General features: G+C 71.2%; 23 protein-coding genes and 1 pseudogene. 14 read left to right on the forward strand and 10 right to left on the reverse strand.

All coding sequences use genetic code 11. The features are described 5' to 3' along the window. Positions 1-165: 165 nt before the first annotated feature. Together RM704_RS01065 and RM704_RS01070 are read left to right on the forward strand one after the other, a co-directional pair. A pseudogene (locus tag RM704_RS01065) lies at positions 166-606 on the forward strand (GtrA domain-containing protein); the annotation flags it as partial. Between the two features lie 190 nt (positions 607-796). Further along, positions 797-2,833, forward strand: coding sequence for a DUF11 domain-containing protein (locus RM704_RS01070; protein WP_033528754.1), 2,037 nt, complete (start codon positions 797-799; stop codon positions 2,831-2,833). Here RM704_RS01070 and RM704_RS01075 read toward each other — a convergent pair. Next, positions 2,820-3,914, reverse strand: a complete 1,095-nt coding sequence (locus RM704_RS01075; protein WP_052146170.1) for a protein kinase family protein — start codon at positions 3,912-3,914, stop codon at positions 2,820-2,822. The two genes, RM704_RS01070 and RM704_RS01075, sit on opposite strands and share 14 nt — an antisense overlap. Positions 3,915-3,916: 2 nt before the next feature. Further along, complete coding sequence (locus RM704_RS01080; RefSeq protein ID WP_033528755.1) at positions 3,917-4,561, reverse strand: hypothetical protein; 645 nt, start codon at positions 4,559-4,561, stop codon at positions 3,917-3,919. Between the two features lie 307 nt (positions 4,562-4,868). Between RM704_RS01080 and RM704_RS01085 the strand changes: the two genes are divergently transcribed. Continuing rightward, on the forward strand, positions 4,869-5,429 hold the full coding sequence (locus RM704_RS01085) for a snapalysin family zinc-dependent metalloprotease (RefSeq protein ID WP_033528756.1): 561 nt from the start codon (positions 4,869-4,871) through the stop codon (positions 5,427-5,429). Positions 5,430-5,701: 272 nt separating this feature from the next. Next, positions 5,702-6,136 (forward strand): cupin domain-containing protein, encoded by a 435-nt coding sequence (locus RM704_RS01090; protein ID WP_033528871.1) that lies wholly within the window; start codon positions 5,702-5,704, stop codon positions 6,134-6,136. A gap of 5 nt (positions 6,137-6,141) precedes the next feature. On the opposite strand, the gene RM704_RS01095 is transcribed toward RM704_RS01090, so the two are convergent. Further along, the gene (locus tag RM704_RS01095) at positions 6,142-6,936 is read right to left on the reverse strand and encodes a methyltransferase domain-containing protein (protein ID WP_033528757.1); all 795 of its coding nucleotides are present in this window, start codon (positions 6,934-6,936) and stop codon (positions 6,142-6,144) included. Between the two features lie 220 nt (positions 6,937-7,156). Here RM704_RS01095 and RM704_RS01100 point away from each other — a divergent pair, with 220 nt between their 5' ends. Further along, a complete protein-coding gene (locus tag RM704_RS01100) occupies positions 7,157-8,038 on the forward strand; it encodes an LLM class flavin-dependent oxidoreductase (RefSeq protein ID WP_033528758.1) in 882 nt (293 codons plus the stop codon). Positions 8,039-8,113: 75 nt separating this feature from the next. Beyond that, entirely contained in the window at positions 8,114-9,085 is a 972-nt protein-coding gene (locus RM704_RS01105; RefSeq protein ID WP_033528759.1) for an LLM class F420-dependent oxidoreductase, read from the forward strand. Positions 9,086-9,149: 64 nt separating this feature from the next. Here the strand turns inward: RM704_RS01105 and RM704_RS01110 are convergent, their stop codons facing one another. Then, positions 9,150-10,319, reverse strand: coding sequence for a hypothetical protein (locus RM704_RS01110; RefSeq protein ID WP_192829711.1), 1,170 nt, complete (start codon positions 10,317-10,319; stop codon positions 9,150-9,152). A gap of 138 nt (positions 10,320-10,457) precedes the next feature. After that, complete coding sequence (locus tag RM704_RS01115) at positions 10,458-11,441, reverse strand: SMI1/KNR4 family protein (RefSeq protein ID WP_052146171.1); 984 nt, start codon at positions 11,439-11,441, stop codon at positions 10,458-10,460. A gap of 87 nt (positions 11,442-11,528) precedes the next feature. Here RM704_RS01115 and RM704_RS01120 point away from each other — a divergent pair, with 87 nt between their 5' ends. Further along, a complete protein-coding gene (locus tag RM704_RS01120) occupies positions 11,529-12,566 on the forward strand; it encodes a hypothetical protein (protein WP_311589031.1) in 1,038 nt (345 codons plus the stop codon). A gap of 36 nt (positions 12,567-12,602) precedes the next feature. Here the strand turns inward: RM704_RS01120 and RM704_RS01125 are convergent, their stop codons facing one another. Continuing rightward, positions 12,603-12,977 carry a hypothetical protein gene (locus tag RM704_RS01125; protein ID WP_033528761.1) on the reverse strand — a complete coding sequence of 125 codons (375 nt, stop codon included), beginning with the start codon at positions 12,975-12,977 and terminating at the stop codon, positions 12,603-12,605. A 103-nt stretch (positions 12,978-13,080) separates the two neighbouring features. Here RM704_RS01125 and sigJ point away from each other — a divergent pair, with 103 nt between their 5' ends. Continuing rightward, positions 13,081-14,025 carry an RNA polymerase sigma factor SigJ gene (gene sigJ / locus RM704_RS01130; protein ID WP_033528874.1) on the forward strand — a complete coding sequence of 315 codons (945 nt, stop codon included), beginning with the start codon at positions 13,081-13,083 and terminating at the stop codon, positions 14,023-14,025. A 49-nt stretch (positions 14,026-14,074) separates the two neighbouring features. Here the strand turns inward: sigJ and RM704_RS01135 are convergent, their stop codons facing one another. Next, positions 14,075-14,509, reverse strand: a complete 435-nt coding sequence (locus RM704_RS01135; protein ID WP_033528762.1) for a VOC family protein — start codon at positions 14,507-14,509, stop codon at positions 14,075-14,077. Between the two features lie 73 nt (positions 14,510-14,582). On the opposite strand from RM704_RS01135, the gene RM704_RS01140 reads away from it, so the two are divergent. Then, a complete protein-coding gene (locus RM704_RS01140; RefSeq protein ID WP_033528763.1) occupies positions 14,583-15,044 on the forward strand; it encodes a pyridoxamine 5'-phosphate oxidase family protein in 462 nt (153 codons plus the stop codon). 82 nt (positions 15,045-15,126) lie between these two features. Then, on the forward strand, positions 15,127-15,963 hold the full coding sequence (locus tag RM704_RS01145; RefSeq protein ID WP_033528764.1) for an endonuclease/exonuclease/phosphatase family protein: 837 nt from the start codon (positions 15,127-15,129) through the stop codon (positions 15,961-15,963). Between the two features lie 51 nt (positions 15,964-16,014). Here RM704_RS01145 and RM704_RS01150 read toward each other — a convergent pair whose 3' ends face one another. Next, on the reverse strand, positions 16,015-16,968 hold the full coding sequence (locus RM704_RS01150) for a GlxA family transcriptional regulator (protein WP_052146173.1): 954 nt from the start codon (positions 16,966-16,968) through the stop codon (positions 16,015-16,017). Positions 16,969-16,978: 10 nt separating this feature from the next. Further along, positions 16,979-17,581: a cysteine hydrolase family protein gene (locus RM704_RS01155; RefSeq protein WP_033528765.1), complete on the reverse strand. Its 603-nt coding sequence runs from the start codon at positions 17,579-17,581 to the stop codon at positions 16,979-16,981. Between the two features lie 256 nt (positions 17,582-17,837). On the opposite strand from RM704_RS01155, the gene RM704_RS01160 reads away from it, so the two are divergent. From RM704_RS01160 to RM704_RS01175, 4 genes are all read left to right on the forward strand, one after another. Next, entirely contained in the window at positions 17,838-18,212 is a 375-nt protein-coding gene (locus RM704_RS01160) for a hypothetical protein (RefSeq protein ID WP_033528766.1), read from the forward strand. Between the two features lie 194 nt (positions 18,213-18,406). After that, complete coding sequence (locus tag RM704_RS01165) at positions 18,407-18,778, forward strand: ArsR/SmtB family transcription factor (RefSeq protein ID WP_033528767.1); 372 nt, start codon at positions 18,407-18,409, stop codon at positions 18,776-18,778. A 58-nt stretch (positions 18,779-18,836) separates the two neighbouring features. Continuing rightward, the gene (locus RM704_RS01170; RefSeq protein ID WP_033528876.1) at positions 18,837-19,076 is read left to right on the forward strand and encodes a hypothetical protein; all 240 of its coding nucleotides are present in this window, start codon (positions 18,837-18,839) and stop codon (positions 19,074-19,076) included. Beyond that, positions 19,076-19,459 carry a hypothetical protein gene (locus RM704_RS01175; protein WP_033528768.1) on the forward strand — a complete coding sequence of 128 codons (384 nt, stop codon included), beginning with the start codon at positions 19,076-19,078 and terminating at the stop codon, positions 19,457-19,459. Before RM704_RS01170 ends, RM704_RS01175 begins: the two co-directional genes overlap by 1 nt. 169 nt (positions 19,460-19,628) lie before the next feature. Here the strand turns inward: RM704_RS01175 and RM704_RS01180 are convergent, their stop codons facing one another. Next, positions 19,629-21,647, reverse strand: coding sequence for a glycoside hydrolase (locus RM704_RS01180; protein ID WP_033528769.1), 2,019 nt, complete (start codon positions 21,645-21,647; stop codon positions 19,629-19,631). Positions 21,648-22,378: the final 731 nt, after the last annotated feature.

The following is a 22,378-nucleotide window of genomic DNA, read 5'->3' on the forward strand; positions in this document are numbered from 1 at the left end:
CGAAACAGGCCACGTTCGTTGCGTTGAGTCAAGGATCATTGCAACGAAATATGTCCCTTCAGCTGGGTCTATTGAGATAGCGCGCAATTATTGCGTTGCTGAAATTCTGAACGCAACGTAGCGTTTCCGTATCGGGAAACGGTGGGCGTTCAAGGGGGCCAGGTCATGGGGACAGCACACAGCCGACGGCGGGCGGCACCCGGCGCCGGCGCCGCCTTCGCCCGCTTCGTGCTCTGCGGCGGGGGAGTGGGGCTCGCCTCCAGCTTCGCCGTGGCGGCCCTCGCCTCCCGGATCCCCTGGGTCCTGGCCAACGCCCTGATCACGGTCGCCTCCACGCTGCTCGCCACCGAGCTGCACGCCCGCTTCACCTTCGGCGCGGGCGGGCGCGCGACCTGGCGCCAGCACACGCAGTCGGCCGGTTCCGCGGCGGCCGCGTACGCGGTGACCTGTGGGGCGATGTCCGTTCTGCATCTGCTGGTGGCGACACCCGGAGCGGTGCTCGAACAGGCCGTCTACCTGTCGGCGTCCGCCCTCACCGGCGCCGCACGGTTCGCGGTGCTGCGCCTCGTCGTCTTCGCCCGCCACCGTTCGCGACCTCGGCGGACGGAGTCGGCCGTCCCGAAGCCGGCGTCCGCCCTGACCTCGGTTCCGGAGCGAAGGGCGGGTGCCGCGCCCCGGCTCGGTGTCCCCGCCTCGCACCGCGCTCACCCGGTCGGATGGAATCGTTGCAGCCGGGCGGGTGCAATGCCGCACCCGGCATCCGTCCGCGTGTGCGAAGAGCGGAAGGCTGTCGCACATGCGCACACCTCATGCACGACCAGCGTGGCGGCGGCACGGTGAACGCTCCCGCCGGTCCTTCCCGGTCCGGTCCGGCACCGTCGCCGCCGCGGTCCTGGCACTCCTCCTGTCCTTCCCCGGCACCGCCGCGGCGGCCCCGGGCGATCTGGATCCCTCCTTCGGCGGCGACGGGAGGGTGCTCACCCACTTCTCCGACGACGATCACGCCGACGACGTGGCGGTACAGCCCGACGGAAAGATCGTGTCCGTCGGCGCCTCCGCCGACTACTCCGTGACGGAGAGTCACTTCGCGCTGGCCCGCCACAACCCCGACGGCACCCCGGACACCGGGTTCGACGGCGACGGCAGGGTCACGACCCCGATCAACACCATGGGCCCCAGCCTCCAGTGGAGCGAGGCCAACGCCGTCACGCTGCAGCCCGACGGAAAGATCGTCGTGGTGGGCATGAGCTGGCGGGAGTACGAGGACTGCTGCTGGTTCGTGGTGGCCCGCTACAACGCCGACGGCACCCTGGACGACACCTTCAGCGGCGACGGCAGGGTCTTCGCCGACATCGGCGGCCCGACCGAGGCCCTCGACGTGGCGATCGACGCGGAGGGCAGGGTCGTGGCGGCCGGCTACAGCGGGGGCCTCGTGGCCCTCGCCCGCTTCGACGACCAGGGCACCCCCGACACCTCGTTCGGCGGCGACGGAGTGGTGACCGTCGACCCGACGCCGAACACGCAGGAGGCGGGCGGCGACGCCCGCAGCCTGGCACTGCAGTCCGACGGGAAGATCGTTGTCGGGGGCGAGGTGGGATCGACCAGCTTCGACTTCCTGCTGATGCGCCTCGACACCGACGGCACCGTGGACAACGGCTTCGGAACCGCCGGCATCGTCCGCACCGACTTCGGCGGCTACGACGGCGTGCGGTCACTGGCGATCCAGCCCGACGGCAGGATCGTCGCAGGCGGCTCCAGCGACGCCCGGGTCGCCCTGGCCCGATACACCACCAACGGCACGCTGGACACGAGCTTCGACGGGGACGGCCGGGTCGTCACACCCGGCGCCTTCGCCGACGACATGCTGCTCCAGCCGGACGGACGGATCGTCACCGTCGGCGGGACGAACGGCGACTTCGCTGTGCTGCGCCACAACCCCGACGGCAGCCAGGACAGCGGCTTCGGCACCGGGGGCGTCGCCACCGCCGACTTCGGCGGCAGCGACAGCGCCCGCGCCGTGGCCCTCCAGTCCGGCGGCGGCATCGTCGCCGCGGGCGGGGGCGGACCGGACGCGGACTTCGCCCTGGCCCGCTTCGAGGGCGGCGGCAGTGTCCCGCCGCCCCCTGCCGGCGTGGACCTCGCGGTGACGAAGTCCGGTCCCACCACGGCCGCCATCGGTGACCGTCCCACCTACACCGTGCGGGTCACCAACCACAGCACCACGACCTCCGCGACCAACGTCTCCCTGTCCGACACGCTCAGCGGGGTCCCCGCCTCGGCCGTCTCGGCGACCACCACCGCGGGCACCTGCACCACGACCGCGACCGGCGCGAACTGTTCCCTGGGCACTCTGCCCGCCGGGGCCACCACCACGGTCACGATCGCCGCCGAACCCCGGGCCACCGGCACCCTCACCGACCGGGCCACGGTCGGCGCCACGCAGACCGACCCGAACACCGGGAACAACACCGCCACCGCGACCACCACGGTCAGCAATACCCGTGGCTGCACCCGCATCGGCACCAGCGGCAACGACACCCTCACCGGCACCTTCGGCAACGATGTGATCTGCGCCCTCGGCGGCGACGACACCGTCAACGCGGGCTCCGGCAACGACACCGTCCACGGCGGCCACGGCAACGACCGCCTCGACGGCGGAACCGGCAGCGACACCCTCAACGCGGGTCCCGGCACCGACAACCTGATCGGCGACTACGGCACCGACAACCTCAACACGGTCGACAACGTCTCCGGCAACGACACCGCCAACGGCGGCCCCAACACGGACACGTGCACCACGGACGCGGGCGACACCCGCGTCAGCTGTCCCTGACCCACCCGTCGGACCCCGGGCCCCGCGCGTCGCCGTGCTGGGCCCGGCGGAGCGCCTCCAGCGGGTACGGGGTCGCCCGGCTCTCGTGGCGGAAGCGGTGGTAGAACTCCCCCATCACCGCGGCGACCGGCGCGTGCCGCACCAGGATCGCCGCGAGCGTCTCGGGCAGGTCCGCCGGAAGCACTCCCCGGGCGCAGGCGCGCACGAACTCCCGACGTTCCTCCGGGGCGTACCCGTACAGCGCGACGGCCAGCCAGTTCACCAGGTGGGTGACCGCGTAGCACCGGTCGTAGGTGCGGTGCTCGTCGTAGAACTCCGCCTCGTCCCGGGTGAGTTCGAAGCTCGACGCGAGGGAGAGGCCGTAGTCGGCGAAGTAGAGACGCCGGCCGTCGGTCAGGATGTTCTGGAAGTGCGCGTCGAAGTGCAGCAGGCCGTGGTCGTTCATGAACGACACGCCGGCCGCCAACTCCTCCTCCACCATGGCACAGGCCCGCTCGGCGGCCTCGCCACCGGCTCCGATCCGATCGCCCAACCAGTCGTGCAGGTTGTGCGGGATGTACTCCAGGAACAGGGTGAGGCTCGCCGAGGACCGACGCAGTTCCTCGATCCGGCGGCGTACCCCTCGACCGCCTCCCCAGTAGGCCACGGCCCGTTCCACGTCCGCCAGTTCCTCAGGAAGCGGCCGGCCGCCGTCGGGGAGGACGCGCCAGTGGTGTGTCAGGGGAAAGCCGTCGTGGTCTCCCGCGACCACCCAGTTCGTCGTCATGGTGTGCACGGCCAGCTCCCGCCAGGCCCCGAACCCCGGTCCGCCGACGCTGCCGACGCCGTACTGGCAGTGGACCGGCAGTCCGAAGAGATTCGCCGTGGAGCGGGCGTGCTCCGGGCGTCGCTCCAGATCGGTCAGGCGCACCTGCTTGACGAAGACCGGTGTTCCATCGACGTCCAGCAGCGCCGACGTCCCGCCGATGCCGGAGCCGAGCGGCGTGGCGGCGTCGACCAGCTCCCCCAGTTCGCGAGCACCGTGCCGCGCCAGCGCCGCGGAAACGGCGCGGTGCGCGGCCAGACGAGCGTCACGCGACATGTCTACGTCCGGTCCAGCCCCGCGCGCAGCAGGGCTCTGGTCATGGCGGGCCGGTCCAGCTCACGCCAGTCGGGTTCGGTGACGAGCGACATCAACAGGTCCGGCGTCAGCCGGTAGCCCTCGGCGTGCTCCAGCAGTGTCTCGGCGTCATGGGTGGGCATGGCGCCGTGGTCCTCGTCGGCGATCGTCCTGAGCACCTGCTTCCGGTCGACGAAGCGGCTCATACCGCAGTCGAGTCCGTCGTCGTGGAGGGTCGCCGGGTAGGGAGCGCGGGACCAGCCGCCGTTCTCGAACCAGTAGACACAGCCCAGTTGACCACCCGAGCGCAGATCCTGGAGCTCCTCGTGGGGGAGCCAGTCGGGGGCGCCGGCGAGCATGTCGACCGGCGGCTCGTGCCACTTGGCCCCGCTCGACTCGTCCTCTCCGAACAGCACGAACCGCCCCGGACCGCGCGGCGCGAAGCCCCACCACGTGCAGCCGGAGTCGTCCAGATGGAGCCCCTCGTCGTCCACCCAGGTCCCCGCGCGGTGGACACCCGCTCCCTCGTCCGCGGTGGTCGCCTCCAGCACGGCGACCAAAGCCCACCGCGCCCACAGCACCTCCGCCGCCGGCAGATCCCCGCCCAGCCCCGGCCGGTTGATGTCCATGTCCTGTCCTTCGGCTCTACACCCGTGGATCGACTCATCGACTCATCGACCTGTCGACACGCCGAAGCGCAACCACTCAGCCGTGCCGACGCGCCGACGCGCCGACGCGCCGATCCAAGATCGGAGCCAGACTCTCACGGAGCGGCCGACCCCGGTGCACCGCCCGCGGATCCGTATCGACCCGCCGGGCCGCGCGGCAACTCCGCTCGCGGACACGCAGATTGACGGATTCGTCTCCACCCCGGCCGGGCAGCGAACCGATAGTGTCATGAGCACGACTAACCTTCCCCCCACAAGGAGGTCGATCATGCGCGTCCGTACGCTGACCGGCGGCCTGACAGCGGCCCTGATGGTGTCCCTGTCCCTGTCCCTCACCGGCGGCCAGGCCGTGGCCGCTGCTCCCGACGCGACCCTGGCCGCCCGTGTCCTCACCTACGACGCGGCCGGCTCCGCGGAGTTCCGGAGCGCCGTCGACCGGGGCGCGGCGATCTGGAACGAGAGCGTCGACGCCGTCGAGCTGCGGCCCGCGGCGACCGGTCAACGCGCGAACATCCGGGTCCTCGCGGACAACGGCTGGCCGCGCGCCCTGCCCACGACCCTGGGCAACGGCACCGTCTACATCGGGCGCCAGGCCGTCGACCAGGGCTACGACACGATCAGGATCTCCGCCCACGAACTCGGGCACATCCTGGGCCTGCCCGACCGCAAGCCCGGACCGTGCTCCAGCCTGATGTCGGGCTCCGCCGCCGGCACCGCGTGCACGAACCCGTATCCGAACGCGGCGGAGAAGGCGGAGGTCGAGGGCAACTTCGGTGGCCTGCTCGTCGGGCGGACCCCGGCGAAGCTCCCCGACATGATCGTGGACTGACGCACACGGTCGCTGCCCGGCCGGGTCATCCGCGCGGCCGGGCCCCGATCGCCCGGGTCCACTCGGCCGGGCAGCGAGGTCGCTCCGGTGAGGCCGTTCCGGCGAGGTCGTTCCGGCGAGGCGGAAGCCCGCGTGATCCAGCCCGTCGACGAGAACGCGCCGACTTTCGACCGGACGTGTGCGGATCCACCGGATCCAGTCCCCAACGGCCCCTGCTACGGCCTATGTTCACGGCGATGACCACGTCTTCGCTCGCCTTGCAGGAGGTCCGCATGCGCCGCACGTTCCGTACCGCCGTCGCCGGGATGGTGACGGCCGCCGCCCTCGTCGTGGGTGGCACCGCGCATGCCACCCCGGCGGGACCGGGAGTCACGGGCCGTGTGCTCAGCCGGACCACCACGAACGGCACCGACTACGTCCTGCGGGAGGTCACGATCCCGCCCGGCCAGGCCACCGGCTGGCACTACCACGACGGGCCGCTGTACGGCTTCGTCAAGCAGGGCACCCTCAGCCACTACGACTCCACCTGCGAGACCGACGGCGTCTACCGCCCCGGCGACCGCATCCAGGAACCGGCCGGCCCCGACTACGTCCACATCGGCCGCAACCTGGGCGACACCCCCCTCGTCCTGGTCGTCCTGTACGTCCTGCCCCAAGGCTCCCCGTTCTCCGAGGACGCCCCGAACCCGGGCTGCTCCTTCGAGTGACCCCGTCAGGCGCGGCGGCCGACGGCGACATAGGTGTTGCCGAAGAACCGCAGGCCCGTCAGGTCCTGTCCGACATCCGTGAACGCGTCGTCCCAGCGGGTGATGTCGTCCGCGGTGACGAGACCCTCGGAGAGCAGGGCGTCACGGGCCGCCCAGGCGGGACCGCGCATACCGGGCGGGGGCGTCATGACGTTGATGTGGCCCTCGTAGGCGATGACACCGAGGCCGGCCGCGGTGAGGAGTTCGTCCAGCCGGGTCCCGACGGCGAGATCGTTGCCCCGGCGACGGTGCAGTTCGCGGTAGCGCTCGTCCATCTCGTCGTACGCGGCGGGCGCGCCCCGCAGCCGAAAGCCGGTCGCGTCGACGTCGACCAGGTACACCACGCCGCCGCCGGGCCTGGCCAGCTCGGCGAGATGGTCCACGATCGCCTGCTCCCGGCCACCGTTGTGGGCCAGCACATGACGGAGCATCACCACGTCGAACGTGCCCTCGGCCAGCCCGGTGGCGTCGGCGGACCCGACGCCGGTGTGCACGACGACGTTCGAGCGTTCGGCGAGCGCGGAGGCGACGGCCACCGCGTCGGGGTCGCGGTCCACCGCCCACACGGCGCCGTCGGGCCCGACGATGTCCGCCAACCGCACGGACAGCGCGCCCGGTCCGCACCCCACGTCCGCGATCCGCGCCCCGGGTGCCACCCCGGCCGTCTCCCACAACTCGCGTTCACGCCGCTCGGCGATGTCGGCCATGAGCCGGTAGCGCGCGATCTCCGAGTCGTCGAGGGTCAGTGAGTAATCGGCCACTGCGGTTCCTTCCAGGTTCGTCGGTGGCTCATTGTGTGCGCCGGGACGCCTCCGTGGACCATGAAGGACGCACACGGCGTTTCGCCGGTTGACGCCCGGCAGGCGGAGTGCGGCGCGGCGGCGGAAGGCGAGGCAGGGGAGCGAACCCGGTTCGGCGGGCCGTACATGGGGCCGGATACGCCGTTGATCCGTTCCTCGTCCGCCCCATAGGTTCGCCTGTATGACGAACGTACGGATCGGTGTGATGTACGACCGCGACTGGGCCCCGGAAGGGCTGCCCGAGTTCGCGCGGCGGGCCGAGGCACTCGGGGCGGACGACCTGTGGGTGGTGGAGGACCTCGGCTGGAACGGCGGCGTCTCGGCGGCGGCCGTCGCCCTGGGCGCGACGGAACGCCTGCGGGTGGGCATCGGCATCACTCCGGCCCCGCTGCGCAGCCCGGCACTGCTGGCGATGGAACTGGCCACACTGGCACGGGTGTTCCCCGGGCGACTGGTGGCCGGCATCGGGCACGGCGTACGGGAGTGGATGGTCCAGGTCGGTGTCGCGCCGCGCTCCCCGCTGGCGCTCCTGGAGGAGACGATCACCTCCGTCCGTGCGTTGCTGCGCGGTGAGCGCGTCGAACTGGCGGGGCGTGAAGTGCGGCTGGACGGCGTCGGGTTGGTGCACGCGCCGACGGAGGTCCCGCCGGTCGTCGCGGGTGTGGTGCGCCCCCGCTCCCTCGAACTGTCCGGCCGGGTCGCCGACGGCACGCTGATCGCCGAGGGGCACGGGCCGCGCGACCTGGAGCACATCCGCGAGCTGACCGCCAAGGGCGGTGCCACCGCCGACCACACCCTCACGGTCTTCGCCTTCGCGTGCGTCGGCGACGATTCCGGCGAGGTCGCCCGCACCCTGCACCCCCACACCGAGGGCCACGGCGCCTGGCTGGGCCGCCCCCAGGAGGAGGTCTTCACCGTCTCCGGCGACGCCGGCCGGGCCGCCGACGCCGTTCGGGCACTGGCGGGGGCCGGCGCCGACACCGTCGTCCTGCGCTTCGTGGGCGAGGCCCCGCTGCGACAGCTGGAGGCCGTGCTCGAAGCCTGGCGGGCGCCCGAGGTCTGAGACTTCGCCCGGCGAGTCCCCCTCCGGGTCCCGGTCGGCTGTTTTTGATCCGCTCGGGCGGGGGACCCGCCGCTTATGGTGCAAATCGGATACACGATGATGACCGAGCAGGCCGGCCCCCGTGACCTCGTCGACCACGTGGTTCGGGCGGAGGGCGCGGGGTTCGACTTCTCGGTGACCTCCGACCACTACTTTCCGTGGCTGCGCTCGCAGGGTCACTCCCCGTACGCGTGGAGTGTGCTGGGCGCGGCCGCCCAGGCGACCTCGCGCATCCCGCTGATGACGTACGTGACCTGCCCGTCGTTCCGCTACCACCCGGCGGTGGTGGCGCAGAAGGCGGCGACGATGCAGTTGCTCTCCGAAGGGCGGTTCCGGCTGGGGCTGGGCTCCGGGGAGAACCTCAACGAGCACGTGGTGGGCGGTGGTTGGCCGTCCGTGGACGTACGGCACGAGATGCTCGAAGAGGCGGTGGAGATCATCCGGGCGCTTTTCGACGGCGGCCATGTGAACCACCACGGCACGCACTACGACGTGGAGTCCGCCCGGCTCTGGGACCTGCCGGACGACCCGCCGCCGCTCGGCATCGCCGTCTCCGGCGAGCAGTCCTGCTCCCTCGCGGGCAGGCTGGGCGACCTGGTCATCGCCACGGAGCCCGAGGCCGAGCTGCTCCAGGCGTTCGACCGTCACGGCGGCACGGGCAAGCCGCGCGTGGGCCAGCTTCCGGTCTGCTACGACCCCGACCGCGACACGGCGGTCCGGCGCGCGCACGACCAGTTCCGCTGGTTCGGCGGCGGCTGGAAGGTCAACTCGGAACTCCCGCACCCGGATTCCTTCGCGGCGGCCACGCAGTACGTCACGCCCGACGACGTCGCCGCGTCCATCCCGTGCGGCGACGACCCCGAGGCCTTCGTCGAGGCCGTACGCCCGTACGCCGAGGCCGGGTTCACCGAGATCGCCCTGGTCCAGATCGGCGGCGAGTCCCAGCCCGCGTATCTCGACTGGTCGGAGAAGACCCTGCTGCCCGCCCTGCGCGAGGCCTTCGCCTGACACCTTCACCCCGCACGCCCTCGCCCTGCCCTGCCCTGCCCTGCACGGTCTCGCCGGGCAGGGACTATGCCCCGTCGCTCCGGCGCTCCGAGCCGGCCGGCCGGCCGCCGTCCGCGGGCTCCTCGTCCTGGGCGGTGCCGGTGGGACGCGAGGCCTTGGCGCCACCGCCCTTGAAGCGCTCCAGCGTGCGCGCCAGCTGCTGGAACGGTGACGCCGTGGGCTTCCCCGACGGCTGCTGAGCGGCGGGAGCGGCCTCGGCGGACTCACGGTAGGCGGCGAGCGCCTCATGGGCGCGCTCGGTCGCCTCCCGGTACAGGTCCCGGGACGCGGTCATGGCCTCCAGCGCCTCGGCGTACATCGCCACCCGTTTCCGCTCCCGGGCGAGTTCCTCCTCAAGAGTGAGCAGGTGCCAGTCCTCCCGGAGCGCGGTGAGCGCCTCACCGGCCCCGTCCGGCAGCGGACGCGACAGCGCGGCGAACCGCGTCACCGCCGCCACCAGGTCGACCGGCTCGGAACCGTCCAGGAACACGGTGCGTACGGTGAAGTCCTCGGCGTCGTAGCCGGTCGGGGCCGGGGCACCGGGCAGCACCACGGCACCGCCACGCGGCACCTCCGCGTCGAACGCGCGCAGCGCCCAGTTCACGACCCGTACCTGGTGCGGGGCGGCGCGGTGCTCGACCACCCGGTGGCGCAGACTCGGTGACAGCCATCGCGCCAGCGGCAACTGCCCGCGCTCGCCCGTGGTCATCGCCTCGTGGACGACGACGTGGACGCACCATCCCCCGCGCCCGGCGTCCCGGAGTACCCGTCGTACGTCCTTGTCGTCCTCGGGGAGGGCGTTGATCCTGCTCAGCGACAGGCCCGTGGCGGCGTCGTGGTCCCAGTCGCCGTACTCCGGCCAGAACCGGGTGACGGGGGACGGCCACGCCGGATCCCATGGCTGTTCCGCCTCCGCGACCAGGGTCCACTCCCGCCCGCCGCCCAGGTCGGGCGCGAGGGCGAGCCGGGCGCGGACGGTCACCTCGTCGCCGACCCGCCAACGGGCCTCGAAGACCCGCTCAGGGGACTCGCCCCCGGGGTCGGGCACTTCGAGGAAGTCGTCGACGACCTGACTGTCCTTGAGCTGCCGCAGAGTGCGACGGAGTACATCTTCCGCGCCGGGCCCGATGTGGCGGCCGCGAGCCGGCCACACCGTCGGAGGAATCGCGGGACGAACTGTGGGGGAGGTCGGCATGAGTCCTTCGGGAAGCAGGGGCACGTGCGTCCATCAGTATCACCGCCGCACCCCTGCCCAGATCACGCGGGGTCCCGCCGACCTCCCCAGGTCCGGAGCGTTCGGGGCCCCACCGCACCTACGCGCCGCTCGCTGGGGTCAGTCCGTCAAGGGCCGCCACTGATCCCGGAGCGGGCCACTGACGCTGCTGCGCCACACCAGCGCCCCGCCGATCAGGCCGGGCTCGTCCCGGGTCGCCAACGCCGGGGCTTCCAGCATGTCGGCGGTTTCTTCCAAGTAGGTGACCAGGGTGTCGAGTTCGTCGCCCGGGGGCTCGTGGTAGAGGGACCAACGGCCCAGGTACCCGGTGGCGGTGTCCAGATACAGCCCCGAGGTGCGGTCGGCGGCGCTGCGCGAGATCAGCGGGATCCAGGTCGCCCTCCACACGGTGACGCGGTCGTCCTCGGGGAGTTCGGCGTCGAGGGTCTCCTGATGGGCCTGGGCGTCCATCATCAGCCGGTGGCGGGCGGCCACGGCATCCAGCGGCATCAGCGTCGCGCCGCCCGGCAGGCATCCCCAGCCCCAGCCGTCGGCCCCTTCGTCACCTTCCGTCAGCAGCCACAGGACGTGCAGTTCGACGGGTATCCGCACGCCGAGAGCGTCTTCCAGGGCGGCGACGGCGGAGGGCCTGGCTCCGGCGCGGAGCGCGGCGTAGGAGTCGGGAGCGTTGCTCCTGAGCCGGCGCGTGATGCGCTGCCAGGCGTCGGCGACCTGCCGTACGGTGACTGCGACGGCGGCCGGGTCGGCGGCAGGGGCGGCAACCGGGTCGGCAGGCCGGTTCTGGTCCGGGCCCTGCTCGTCTCCCGGGTTCCGAGGGGACGGGGAGTGCTCGGCGGTGGGGTCCGCTCGCAGGAAGCGGATCTCGATGCGGTCCGGCTCACGTATGTAGCCGATGGAGAGATCGGGACAGTCCTCGAACGTCGTGCCGTCGACGGTCACGTGCAGGATGCCGGGCAGTGGCGAGGGGCGCCCCATGTCGGGGTCGTCCACCAGTCGGCCGGCCAGGACCTTCAACGCGTAGATGGCCCCTGCCCCGAGCCGGGCGGCGGTGTCGCGTACGTCCGGCTGGATCTCGACCTTCACAGCCTGCTTCTCCCTGATCGTCGGATGGCGAGGGGGCATCGTCGCAGTTCGGCGACCACCGACCAAGGCATCCAGTTGCCGGTGCTCATGGAGACAGGCACGTTCGCCGTGGAACCGGAGCCCTCGGGCCCACCATGGCGGAGGTGGGAGGAGATCGACCCGGACGAGGCGACGGCCCGCGGCATCCACGCCCCGGTCGACGCTCTGTCTGACGGCCCGCCGGGCGCGGTCGTCATCGCTCCCGGAGACGTCCGCGGCACCCAGCTGATCCCTGAGAAGGTCGGCGGTTACAGCTGCGGCCTCGACGGGGCCGACGGCCCCAACATGGCCTGCGAAGCATGCGGCCTGCCCGTGGCGAGCCGGATCGACGACTGTTCGCTCTGGCAGGCGGTGTGGCTCGCCTCGAACGCCGTGCGCCACCGCCGCGTCGGCGCGACCGCGCCGCTGTCCTGGTCCGAGCTGATGGAGACGCCGCGGACCACGCCACCGTTCGAGCCGATCGCCACCTGGGGCTCGCGCCCGGGGACGAGCCGTTGGTGGTCGTGGAGCCCGCAGTGGGGGGCGGCGGCGGGCCGGGCGCTCGCCCACCTGCTGGCGGCCTCGGAGCGCCGACCGGTCGTCGTCCCGGACGGTCCGACGGCGAAAATGTTCCGCCGCGCCCTCGACGCACTGCTGCCCGCCGGCCCACCGGCGCTGCGCGCCGTCCTGGCGGGACCGGGATGCCCCACCTCCGGCACCGACGCGGACCTCCTCCTCGTGCCGCTCCATCCGCAGACGGGCGAGCTGTGGACGCCGGGCGGCAGGACGACCAGCACGTCCAGCGGCACCGGCGGAGCCACCGCCGCCCCCACTCCGGGGGCCACCGCGAACCGCTCGGTGCCGCTGCCGTTCGGGGTGTGGCGGTGGCTGGCCTTCCCGGAGCCGTCGCCGCCGGTCCTCACAACGAGCGGCAGGCACGCCGAACTCCTCCGCGACGACCCGCCGGAACCACGCCCCGTCGACCCGTTCCGGATCGACTCGGGAGTCTTCCGCCACACCCTGGTCCGGCTGCCGGCGGCGCGCAGCCCGTGGCTCCGCGAGATCCTGGCCGACCTCATCGAGCACATGCGTGCCGGTGTCTTCTAGCCGGCCCGGCGGACGTCGGGGGCAGGCATCCGGACCTCAGCGCCGGGCCAGCGCCAGCACGCTCAGACCGAACATCAGCACTCCCAGGGGCAGATGGACCGCCGGGACGTGTGCGATGCCGAGCACGACCTGGGCCGAGGCGAGCGCGAGGAAGCCTGTGGCGTGCCGGACGGAGCGGGGCGAGCCGCCGCCCGGTTTCCACGCCAGTACCGCCGCGAGCACGTACAGCATCGAGGCCCCGTACATCACTCGCGCACCCGCACTGTGCAGGGTCTCCCCGTACGGCGAGGCCAGCAGCAGTCCTGCGGAGATCGCCTGAAGGAAGATCGTCAGGGTCTGCAGGGCGATCGTGATCCGCAGGAACGAGGAAGTGCGCCGGGCGTTCGGCGTCGCCGTCACCTGGGTGGCCATGTCGCGGTCTCCTTCATGCCCTCGGGCGGTGGATCGATAAGGTCTCACCAGTCCGACGACGGGGGCCGGCGAAAGGTAAGGCGAGTTGGGCGAGGGGGCGACGGTGGACGGGACGACGGGCGCGGCGGCGGTGGACGGGGAGCGGCGTCAACTGGTCAATGTGGCCTACCGGTTGCTCGGTTCCGCGACAGAGGCCGAGGACGCCGTGCAGGATGCCTACGCGCGCTGGTACGGGCTGCCGAGCGGCCGGCGGGAGGAGATCGAGTCTCCCGGGGCCTGGCTGACGACCGTGACCGGCCGCATCTGTCTGGATCTGCTCGGCTCGGCGCGGGCCCGCCGCGAGCGCTACGTCGGCGCGTGGCTGCCCGAGCCGCTGCCCGACCGTACCGAGTGGGACGGCGCGGGCCAGGTCGTCCACGGCGGCGGCCCCGCCGACCCCGTCGGCCCCGCGCGTCCCGCCGATCCGGCCGACCAGATCGTCCTCGACGAGTCGGTGGCCATGGCCTTCCTCGTCGTCCTGGAGTCGATGACGCCGGTCGAGCGGGTGGCGTTCGTGCTGCACGACGTCTTCCGGTATCCGTTCGCCGAGATCGCCGACGTGCTCGGCCGGAGCCCCGGAGCCTGCAAGCAACTGGCCGCCTCCGCCCGGAGAAGGGTGGGCGCCGTGCCCGCTCCGGTGACGGCGGCCGACCGCGCTGAGGTCGTCAGGCACGTCAAACAGGCGTGGGAGAGCAAGGACATCGCCGCCCTCGTCGCTCTCCTCGACCCGGGCGCGGTGATGACCGCCGACGGCGGCGGCATGGTCGGCGCCGTGCTACGCCCCGTCGAGGGCGGCGCGCACATCGCCCAGTACATGATCGCCATCGCCGACAGGGCTCCGGGGCTCGAACTCCTGGAGCGGTCGGTCAACGGTGTGCCGGGCCTGGTGGCCCGGCGCGACGGCGTCGTCATGACCGTGGCCGCGTTCGACGTCGCCGACGGACGCGTCACGCGGATCTGGGCGATCCGGAACCCGGAGAAGCTGCGCCCCTGGGCGAGGCAGTCCTAGGGCCCGTCCGGGCCAGGGAGTACCAACCCGTTCTGGGCGCTCCCCGGCCTCAGTCGAGACAGAACTCGTTGCCCTCGACGTCCTGCAGCACCAGGCACGACTCGTTGTACTCATCGGCACGCAGCAGGCGCACGCGCACCGCGCCGAGCGCGACCAGTCGCGCGCACTCGGCCTCGAGCGCCGCGACCCGCTCGTCCCCCACGAGCCCGGTGCCCACCCGCACATCGAGATGCACCCGGTTCTTGACGACCTTGCCCTCGGGCACCCGCTGGAAGTACAGGCGAGGCCCGACCCCGGAGGGATCCATGCAGACGAACCCGGCCCCCCGGCGCTCGGGCGGCAGCGAACGGTCGTAGTCGTCCCAGGAGGCGAATCCTTCCGGCGGCGGCGGTACGACGTACCCCAGCACCTCGCACCAGAAACGAGCGACCCGCTCGGGTTCCGCACAGTCGAAGGTGACCTGGACCTTCTTGATCGATGACATCGGCGCACCATAGCAAGGGAGTCGAAAGCACGGCTCACGAAATATTCGCGCGCCCCGGTAAGTTGATCACGTCATGACTCAAGGACCGGCCCCGCGCCCGCTGTCCGACGAGGCCCTCTCCGGCCTCCTCGGCACGCATCAGTTCGGCACGCTCGCCACTGTCAAGCGTGACGGCCACCCGCACCTGACCACCATGTTGTACAGCTGGGATCCCGAGTCCCGTGTCGTACGTTTCTCCACGACCGCCGACCGGATCAAGGTCAGGCATCTGCGGCACAACCCGCGCGCGACGCTGCACGTGCAGGGCGGCGACGTCTGGTCGTTCGCCGTCGCCGAGGGCGAGGCCGAGGTCTCGGAACCCACCGCGGTCCCCGGTGACGCCGTCGGGCGGGAACTGCTCGGGCTGATCCCGAAGGACGCGAAGCCCGAGGACGAAGGCGCTTTCCTGGAGCAACTGGTCGCCGAACGCCGCGTGGTCGTCCGGCTGCGGGTGAACCGGCTGTACGGAACAGCGCTCGACATCTCGGGCCGATAGCGGCACTCGCGTCGCTCACAGACTCGTCCCATAACCTCGTGCGGAAGACGTACGTTGCCAGGGGGAACCACGCAGGGAGGCGATGGTGTTCGGAAAGGGAACGCGCTTGCTCGCGGGCGCCGTCACCGTGGCCTGCGTGGTGATGCTCGGCCCCAGCGCGCCCGACGGCCTCTTCGCCAGGTCGCAGCCCGTCGAAGCCGTCCAGGACGTCGTACCGAACCGGGTCATGACCTGGAACATGTGCAACCCCTGCAAGGAGAGCAACGTCGACCGGGCGGCGGAGATCGCCGCCTACGCACCCCAGGTCATCGGGTTGCAGGAGGCGTGCGCGCGTGACGTCGAGCGGATCAGGGAGTACCTGGAGACCCTGCACGGGCTGGTCTACCACGTCGAGTACGGCACGGTGCTGCAGAACTGGAACCGCTGCGGGGGAGTGCCGTGGAACCCGGGAGGCTACGGCCAGGCGATCCTCTCGGCGGCACCGATGACGGACCGCGTCAGGGTGGAGTATCCCGACGGCGGATCCGAGGACCGCGGGTACCTGGCGGTCACCACGACGGTGGGCGGCCGGTCCGTCCGGGTCTTCAACACGCACCTCGCCCAACGGCAGCAGGAGCAGGTCCGGGCGGAGCAGATCGGCGTACTCGCCCCGGTCGTGGCCCGGTACGACCGTGCCGTCGTCGTCGGCGACTTCAACGCGGTGCCGGACGCTCCCGAACTCGCCCCGATGTGGAAGGTGGCCACGGACACCGACCCCCAGTGCCGTCCCGCACTCGCCGGCGACTGCGAGGTGACCACCGACTGGCAGAGCAAGTTCGACTACGTCTTCCTGCGGGGCATCACTCCGCTCAGGCACGAGGTACGGCTCACGGAGACCTCGGACCACCACGTGCTGCACACCGATCTGGACGTCGGCTGAAGCGCCGCCCCGGCGCGGTCCACGCGACAGCGCCCTGACGCGAGCGCACGGTCAGCGCGAGGGGGAACGGCTCCGTGCGTTCGCGGCAGGGGAGACCGGTGTCCGGCGGGCCCGCAGGCGGCGGAGCATGCGCGCGTCCTCGAAGCCGACCGAGCGGGCGGCGGCGTCGACCGTGGCACCGTGACTGATGAGGTGCTCGGCGCGTTCCAGGCGGAGGGTCTGCTGGTAGCGCAGCGGGGTGAGACCGGTGGCGCGGCCGAAGAGGCGCGTGAGGGTACGTTCGCTGACGCCGACGGCCGCGGCCAGGCCGGTCAGCGGGAGCGGCTGGTCGAAGCGGGTGTCGATGAGGTCCTGGACACGGTGCACGGTGTCGTCCAGATGGGACCGGTGCCGGAACATCGCGCTGGACTGCGGCTCGTCGCCGTTGCGACGGGCGTAGACGACCATGTCCCGGGCGACCCGCGCGGCGACGGCGGGTCCATGACGGCCCGCGACGAGGTGCAGGGCCAGATCGATGCCGCTGGCGATACCGGCCGAGGTGATCACCCGGTCGTCGGCGGTGAACAGGACGTCGCGGACGACGACCGCCCCGGGGTGGCGCGACGCCAGCTCGTCCTGCACGTCGTGGTGGGTGGTGCAGCGGCGGCCCTTGAGCAGACCGGCCCGCCCGAGCGCCTCCGCGCCGGCACAGACGCTGGCCACCGTCCCGCCCCTCGCGTGGTGGTCGGCCAGCGCCTTCAGGGAGGCGTCGGCGACGGCGGGCGAGTCGGCCAGGGTGCCGGTCCGCCAGCCGGGCACCACGACCAGATCCTCGGGCCCGAGCGCGGGCCAGTCGGTTCGGGCCACCAGGGGCAGTCCCTGGGCCGAGGGGACCTCCGGCCGCTCGGCGACGTAGGTGAGGGTGTAGGGGTGCCCGAAGTCGGCCGCGGTGGAGAAGACCTGCGCGGGGCCGGCCAGGTCCAGCAGATGGACCCCGGGCACCAGGAAGAAGACGATCCGGCTCACGATCCGGTCATCATGCCGTAAGGTCCGCCGCGGCCTCCACCTCGTCGACCGTCGCGATGGTGGCGAAGCGGCCGGCCAGGGCGTACTCGGTGCGGCGGACGACCTCGTCGGCCGGCAGGGTGCGGGGGTCGGCGAGCAGTTCGGCGACGGTCCGTCCGGCGGGGGCGTCGCGGTGCGGGATCGGCTGGGTGGCGGTCGCGTCGACGACGAACGTGACCGGATAGCCGAGGTCGCTCGCGAGGCGGGCCGTGGTCTCCACGCACTGCTCGGTGCGGATGCCGCAGAGGGTGAGCTCCCGTACGCCGCGTTCGGTGAGGAGCCGCTGCAGGTCGGTGGTGGTGAAGGCGTTGTGCGAGGTCTTGTGGAGCAACGGCTCCTCGTCCTCCCGGCGCTCCAGCCCCGCCTGCAGCCGGACGTGGCCGAGGGCCGGGTCGAAGACGCCGCCGCTCCCCGGCTCGGCGTGGAGCACCCACACCACCAGGTCGCCGGCCCGGCGAGCCAGCCGTACCAGCCGGTCCACCTTGTCGGCGATCTTCGGGTCGGAGATCGCCTCCCACAGCGGATCGGCGCGGAAGGACTCCTGGACATCGATGACGATCAGTGCTCGGGTCATGTCCCAAGCCTCGGCCGTACGGCCCCGGGCGCGACAGGCCGCATCGGGTCCACAAGCGGACCGATCCGGTCAGCCGCTCCGAGTGGTCGCTCACCGAGCACGCGTGATCGAAAGTGATCCGAAGATATGACAATGCGCGGCTCCCTCGTTCAGTAGCGGAACAACACGGGTGCCGCGGACAGGCACCTCGTACGGTCCTCGCACCGGCGGAGAGGGCGATGCCCGAGCCGCGCAGCGATCGACAGGAGATGCCGATATGAGCAATGTGGAGATTTCCCTGAAGGAGATCATGACCTCGATCGAGGGTTCCCTGGGGACCGCGCTCGTCGACTACACCAGCGGTATGGCGCTGGGCACGCTGGGCGGCGGAAAGGACCTCGACCTGATGGTCGCGGCGGCGGGCAACACCGACGTCATCCGCGCCAAGACCCGCACCATGGAGCACCTCGGCCTGACGGGGGAGATCGAGGACATGCTCATCACCCTCGGCAGTCAGTACCACATCATCCAGCCGCTCAAGGGCCGCAGCGGCAACGGACTGTTCCTCTACCTCGTGCTCGACCGGACGAAGTCCAACCTGGCCATGGCCCGCCACCAGCTCAGGCGCATCGGGGCCGAGGTCGACGTGTAGACAACCGCGTTCTCCATGGCCTCGCACGCCCATGAGTTGAAGATTTCTTCAACTGGACATATCCAGATCGGGTCAATCCCACGGGTGTGCGGGGCCGGATCCACGAGGATGGGGACGCAGTACCGCCTGCGGTGGCGCACACAGGCCGCCGTGCCCAGAGACCCGTCGAACGCGGCAGGGAGCGAGCGAATCTCATGCAGGTGCCCCTCTACCAGGCGAAGGCCGAGTTCTTCCGGATGCTCGGGCACCCGGTGCGCATCCGGGTCCTGGAACTGCTCCAGGGCGGCCCGCTTCCCGTACGCGATCTGCTGAGCGAGATCGAGATCGAACCGTCCAGTCTCAGCCAGCAGTTGGGCGTGCTGCGCCGCTCCGGCATCGTCGTCTCCATCCGGGAGGGCTCCACGGTCAGCTACGCCCTCGCCGGCGGCGACGTGGCGGAACTGCTCCGCGCCGCCCGGCGGATCCTGACCGAGCTGCTCGCCGGCCAGAGCGAGCTGCTCGCGGAGCTCCAGCAGGCGGACCTCCAGCCGGCCCTCACCCCGGACACGGCCGGTCGACGCTCCTGAGCCGGCCTGTGCCCCGCACGCTGGCGCGGGCAGGTGCCAAGTAGGTACCATGCGGGGCATGCCATCACTGAACGTGTCCTTCACGGACGAGGAAATGGAAGGTGTGCGGGCGGCCGCGGCGGCCGAGGGCAAGAGCCTGAAGCAGTACATGCACGATCTCGGGGTCCGTGAGATGCACCGCAAGCGGTTCGTCGCCGGCGCCGCCGCGTGGGCGGACCGGTTGCGCGGCGAGTTCGACGAGGCCTTCCCCGACGAGGTGCCTCCGTCCCAGCGCGACCAGGGAGTCACCGCCGCCTGATGAGCGAGACCCTGTACGTCGACGTCTCCTGGCTGCTGGACGTCCAGGAAGCGGCCCTCGGCAGCGAGGACGTGTCCGTCACGGACTACTCCGCGCTGGTGGCGGCCGTCGCCCGGCACAAGACCCGTATGCCGACCCTGGAGACGTCGAACCCCGACGCCGCCTGGCGCGCGGCCGCGCTGCTGCACACCATCGCGCGCCTGGAGCCGTTGCCGCACCGCAACAGCCTTGTCGCCGCGTTCGTCGCCGCCCAGTACATGGACCAGTCGGCGCAGGGCATCGATCCGCCCTACGGCGCCCTGTCGGATCTGATCCGCAAGGTCCGTGAAAGCAGGCTGACCATCTACGAGGTCGCCGACACCCTGCGTTCCTGGCGGATCTGAAACCCCCGCCCGCAACCGCGTCCCCGCCCGCAACCGGTCCGTCCCGCCCGGCGGCGGTCCGCCTCCTCACTCGGGGCGAGGAACCGGCGGACGCTCCGCAGGCCCCCGGACGCGGCGCGAAGCCGGGGGCCTGCGGTGGCGCAAGGGCGTATCGGGTGTATCGGGCGTATCAGCAGGTCGAATTGGTCTGAGTGAGCAGGCCCAGCCGCCACGGCAGCAGGTTGTAGTCACCGCTCGCGCCGGGGTTCAGGCCCTGGTAGAGGTACTGGAGCCGGCAGGCGGGGATGGTCAGCGTCTGGTCGTACCCGGCCCGGAGCATCTCGCCGTGGCTGACGTCCCTGGTCCACGCTCCCGAGGGGAAGCTGACGTTGTTGGACCGGGCGAACGGGTTGCTCTCGGACGCGGCCAGCTGGGTCCAGGAACCGGCCAGGTTGCTGGAGGTCCAGGAGCGGAAGTAGCGCCGGCCGTCCGATCCGATGGCCTCCACCAGGAGCAGATACTGATTGGCTCCCTGCACCTTGTAGACGTTGCTCGCTTCGAAGAGGGCGTACTTGGAGTCCTGGGCCGCGATGACGGTGTTGGTGAAGCCGTTCGGGAACTGGCCGACGGTGGTCTGGGACCGGTAGAGGTGCCCGTTGTCGTCGGAGGAGAACAGATAGCAGTTGGCGCTGTCGCAGATCACCCACATGTCGACCCAGTAGCCGTTGCCGATGTTCTGCCGGATGATGTCCGGCATCGACGAGTAGAAGTTGCGCGGTGCGCTCCACCCGTTCGGATTGCTGATGTCGGGGTTGGTGGAGTAGGAGGCGTTGCCGGTCTGGTACACGAGGTACCACAGGCGCTGCGGAGCGTAGTAGAAGACCTGTGGGGCGGCCCGGTAGCCGGCCCCGATGGCACTGCGGTCCAGGTAGTGGTGTGTGGCGGAGCCGGCCTGCGACCAGTCGCTGAAGTTCAGGTACACCAGGTTGTACCCGGAGGAGCTCGCGACGCTGGCGAACACGTGGTACTTGCCGTTGTACTGGACGACCGTCGGATCCTTGATGCCGGCGATGTTGTGCGTGGCGTCCGACTTCGGCGAGATCAGCGTCCCGCTGGAACTCCAGGAGAAGCGGGAGGGAAGCGCGGCGGCGGACCGGGGCGAGGAGGTGTCGGCCCGCCGGGTCGTGGGCGTGCCGCCCATGGCGGTGAGCGTCGAGGAGTACGCCGGTTTCTTGTTGCCGTTACGGTCGAACAGCAGGGGGTTCTCCCCGGCGCGCCAGGAGTCGCTGTCGCGGATGCCCCAGACGGTGATGCCGGTGCAGCGCGCCACGTTCAGACACGCCCTGATCGTGTTCGCGTAGGCGGTCGGCGGTGCCTGTGCGATGTCCAGCTCCGTGATCTGGACGTCCACGCCGAGCGCGGCGAAGCTCGACAGCGTGGTCTGGAAGCTGGAGGGGGGACCACCGGCGCCGAAGTGGGCCTGGAGGCCCACGCAGTCGATGGGCACCCCGCGCGCCTTGAAGTCACGGACCATGCGGTAGACGCCCTGGGTCTTCGCGGCGTTCCAGTCCTCGATGTTGTAGTCGTTGTAGCAGAGCTTGGCCGCCGGATCGGCCGTGCGAGCCGTGCGGAACGCCTGCTCGATGAACCCGTTGCCGAGCAGGTTCTGGAACACCGAGGGGCGGTGCTGGCCACTGCCGCCGTCGGCGAAGGCCTCGTTGACCACGTCCCAGGAGTGGATGCGGCCCTTGTACCTGTTCATGACGGTCGTGATGTGGTTGTTCATCACGCCGCGCAGCGTGTTGGCGTCCGTGATGGAGCTGACCCAGCTCGGCAGTTGGGAGTGCCAGACCAGGGTGTGCCCGCGTAAGCGCTGTCCCCGGGCCGCCGCGCGGTTCACTATCTGGTCGGCGGCGCCGAAGGTGAACTGACCGCGCGACCGCTCGGTCGCGTCCCACTTCATCTCGTTCTCGGGTGTGACCGAGTTGAACTCGCGGTCCAGGATGCCCGTGTACGTGCCGTCACCGAGCCTCCCGGCTGCCACGGCGGCTCCGAAGTACCGTCCGGACTGTGCCGCTTGGGCGCCCAGGGTGGACGCCTTGACCGCGTCCGGCGCACCGGACGCGGCGCCGGGTGTCACCAGGGCCACGAGAGCTGCCAGGCCCAACACCGCGGCCCGGCGTCGGCCGATCCGTTTCAACGAATTCATCGTTCTCCTCGTACGGTCGGATGCCAGTGATGGTGCTGCGGGTGCGGAGAGTCCAGGAGGCGGACAGCCGGTGATGACGAGGGCATGACATGTTTGGTGGCATGGCGTATCCGGTGCCATGGCATACCCGTGCGGCTGGCTCCGTCCGTCCGGCCTGGTTCGCGTGGTCGGACGTCGATCGACTCATCGAGCACTTCGGATGATAGGAGGCCGGTGGACTCCGTCAATCCCTCCCGCAAAATTCGTTCAACACCGCGAAAGCTTTCGGAGATTCATGCGGATGCGAGGTGGTCCCTGCCGACTGGGTGCCTGGAAGTTCTTTCCTGGTCCTGCGGTCTTCGGTCGTTCGGTGTCTCGATCGCGCGGTCGGTCGGGACGTCAAGTGTTGACATGCCTTCCGGCCTCTCTACAGTCCCGGACTACTTGGCGTCCGAAGCCTTCGATCGTGAAGACGACCGAATCTTGCGACTCTTGACGGCATGGCACTTTGTCAGGTGCGTGACATGCGAAGGAGGCCGGCGAGACCACTGCGACACGAACCCTCTGGCTGGGACTGGCGAACAACAGCGCCGTCTCCGTCACGCCCCTGCTCCCGGCCGACGGGCTTCCGCGCGGTCGCCGTCCAGTACGGCGGGTAGCCCAGCGGATGCGCCGGCGGCACGCAGCCCGTCGCCTACCTCGGGGTGCACGGCATCAGAGACGGTGTCCTCGGCATTTCCGGTGGCCGGGCG

The organism is Streptomyces gottesmaniae, from assembly GCF_031845845.1.
In the GTDB taxonomy this organism is placed as follows: Bacteria; Actinomycetota; Actinomycetes; order Streptomycetales; family Streptomycetaceae; genus Streptomyces; species Streptomyces akebiae.

Bases quoted from the DNA above. Each gene is read 5' to 3' on its own strand.
- RM704_RS01070 (WP_033528754.1), top strand. From the start codon at position 797: ATGCGCACACCTCATGCACGACCAGCGTGGCGGCGGCACGGTGAACGC.
- RM704_RS01075 (WP_052146170.1), bottom strand. From the start codon at position 3,914: ATGTCGCGTGACGCTCGTCTGGCCGCGCACCGCGCCGTTTCCGCGGCG.
- RM704_RS01080 (WP_033528755.1), bottom strand. From the start codon at position 4,561: ATGGACATCAACCGGCCGGGGCTGGGCGGGGATCTGCCGGCGGCGGAG.
- RM704_RS01085 (WP_033528756.1), top strand. From the start codon at position 4,869: ATGCGCGTCCGTACGCTGACCGGCGGCCTGACAGCGGCCCTGATGGTG.
- RM704_RS01090 (WP_033528871.1), top strand. From the start codon at position 5,702: ATGCGCCGCACGTTCCGTACCGCCGTCGCCGGGATGGTGACGGCCGCC.
- RM704_RS01100 (WP_033528758.1), top strand. From the start codon at position 7,157: ATGACGAACGTACGGATCGGTGTGATGTACGACCGCGACTGGGCCCCG.
- RM704_RS01105 (WP_033528759.1), top strand. From the start codon at position 8,114: ATGGTGCAAATCGGATACACGATGATGACCGAGCAGGCCGGCCCCCGT.
- RM704_RS01110 (WP_192829711.1), bottom strand. From the start codon at position 10,319: ATGCCGACCTCCCCCACAGTTCGTCCCGCGATTCCTCCGACGGTGTGG.
- RM704_RS01120 (WP_311589031.1), top strand. From the start codon at position 11,529: ATGGAGACAGGCACGTTCGCCGTGGAACCGGAGCCCTCGGGCCCACCA.
- RM704_RS01125 (WP_033528761.1), bottom strand. From the start codon at position 12,977: ATGGCCACCCAGGTGACGGCGACGCCGAACGCCCGGCGCACTTCCTCG.
- RM704_RS01135 (WP_033528762.1), bottom strand. From the start codon at position 14,509: ATGTCATCGATCAAGAAGGTCCAGGTCACCTTCGACTGTGCGGAACCC.
- RM704_RS01140 (WP_033528763.1), top strand. From the start codon at position 14,583: ATGACTCAAGGACCGGCCCCGCGCCCGCTGTCCGACGAGGCCCTCTCC.
- RM704_RS01145 (WP_033528764.1), top strand. From the start codon at position 15,127: ATGGTGTTCGGAAAGGGAACGCGCTTGCTCGCGGGCGCCGTCACCGTG.
- RM704_RS01155 (WP_033528765.1), bottom strand. From the start codon at position 17,581: ATGACCCGAGCACTGATCGTCATCGATGTCCAGGAGTCCTTCCGCGCC.
- RM704_RS01160 (WP_033528766.1), top strand. From the start codon at position 17,838: ATGAGCAATGTGGAGATTTCCCTGAAGGAGATCATGACCTCGATCGAG.
- RM704_RS01165 (WP_033528767.1), top strand. From the start codon at position 18,407: ATGCAGGTGCCCCTCTACCAGGCGAAGGCCGAGTTCTTCCGGATGCTC.
- RM704_RS01170 (WP_033528876.1), top strand. From the start codon at position 18,837: ATGCCATCACTGAACGTGTCCTTCACGGACGAGGAAATGGAAGGTGTG.
- RM704_RS01175 (WP_033528768.1), top strand. From the start codon at position 19,076: ATGAGCGAGACCCTGTACGTCGACGTCTCCTGGCTGCTGGACGTCCAG.
- RM704_RS01180 (WP_033528769.1), bottom strand. From the start codon at position 21,647: ATGAATTCGTTGAAACGGATCGGCCGACGCCGGGCCGCGGTGTTGGGC.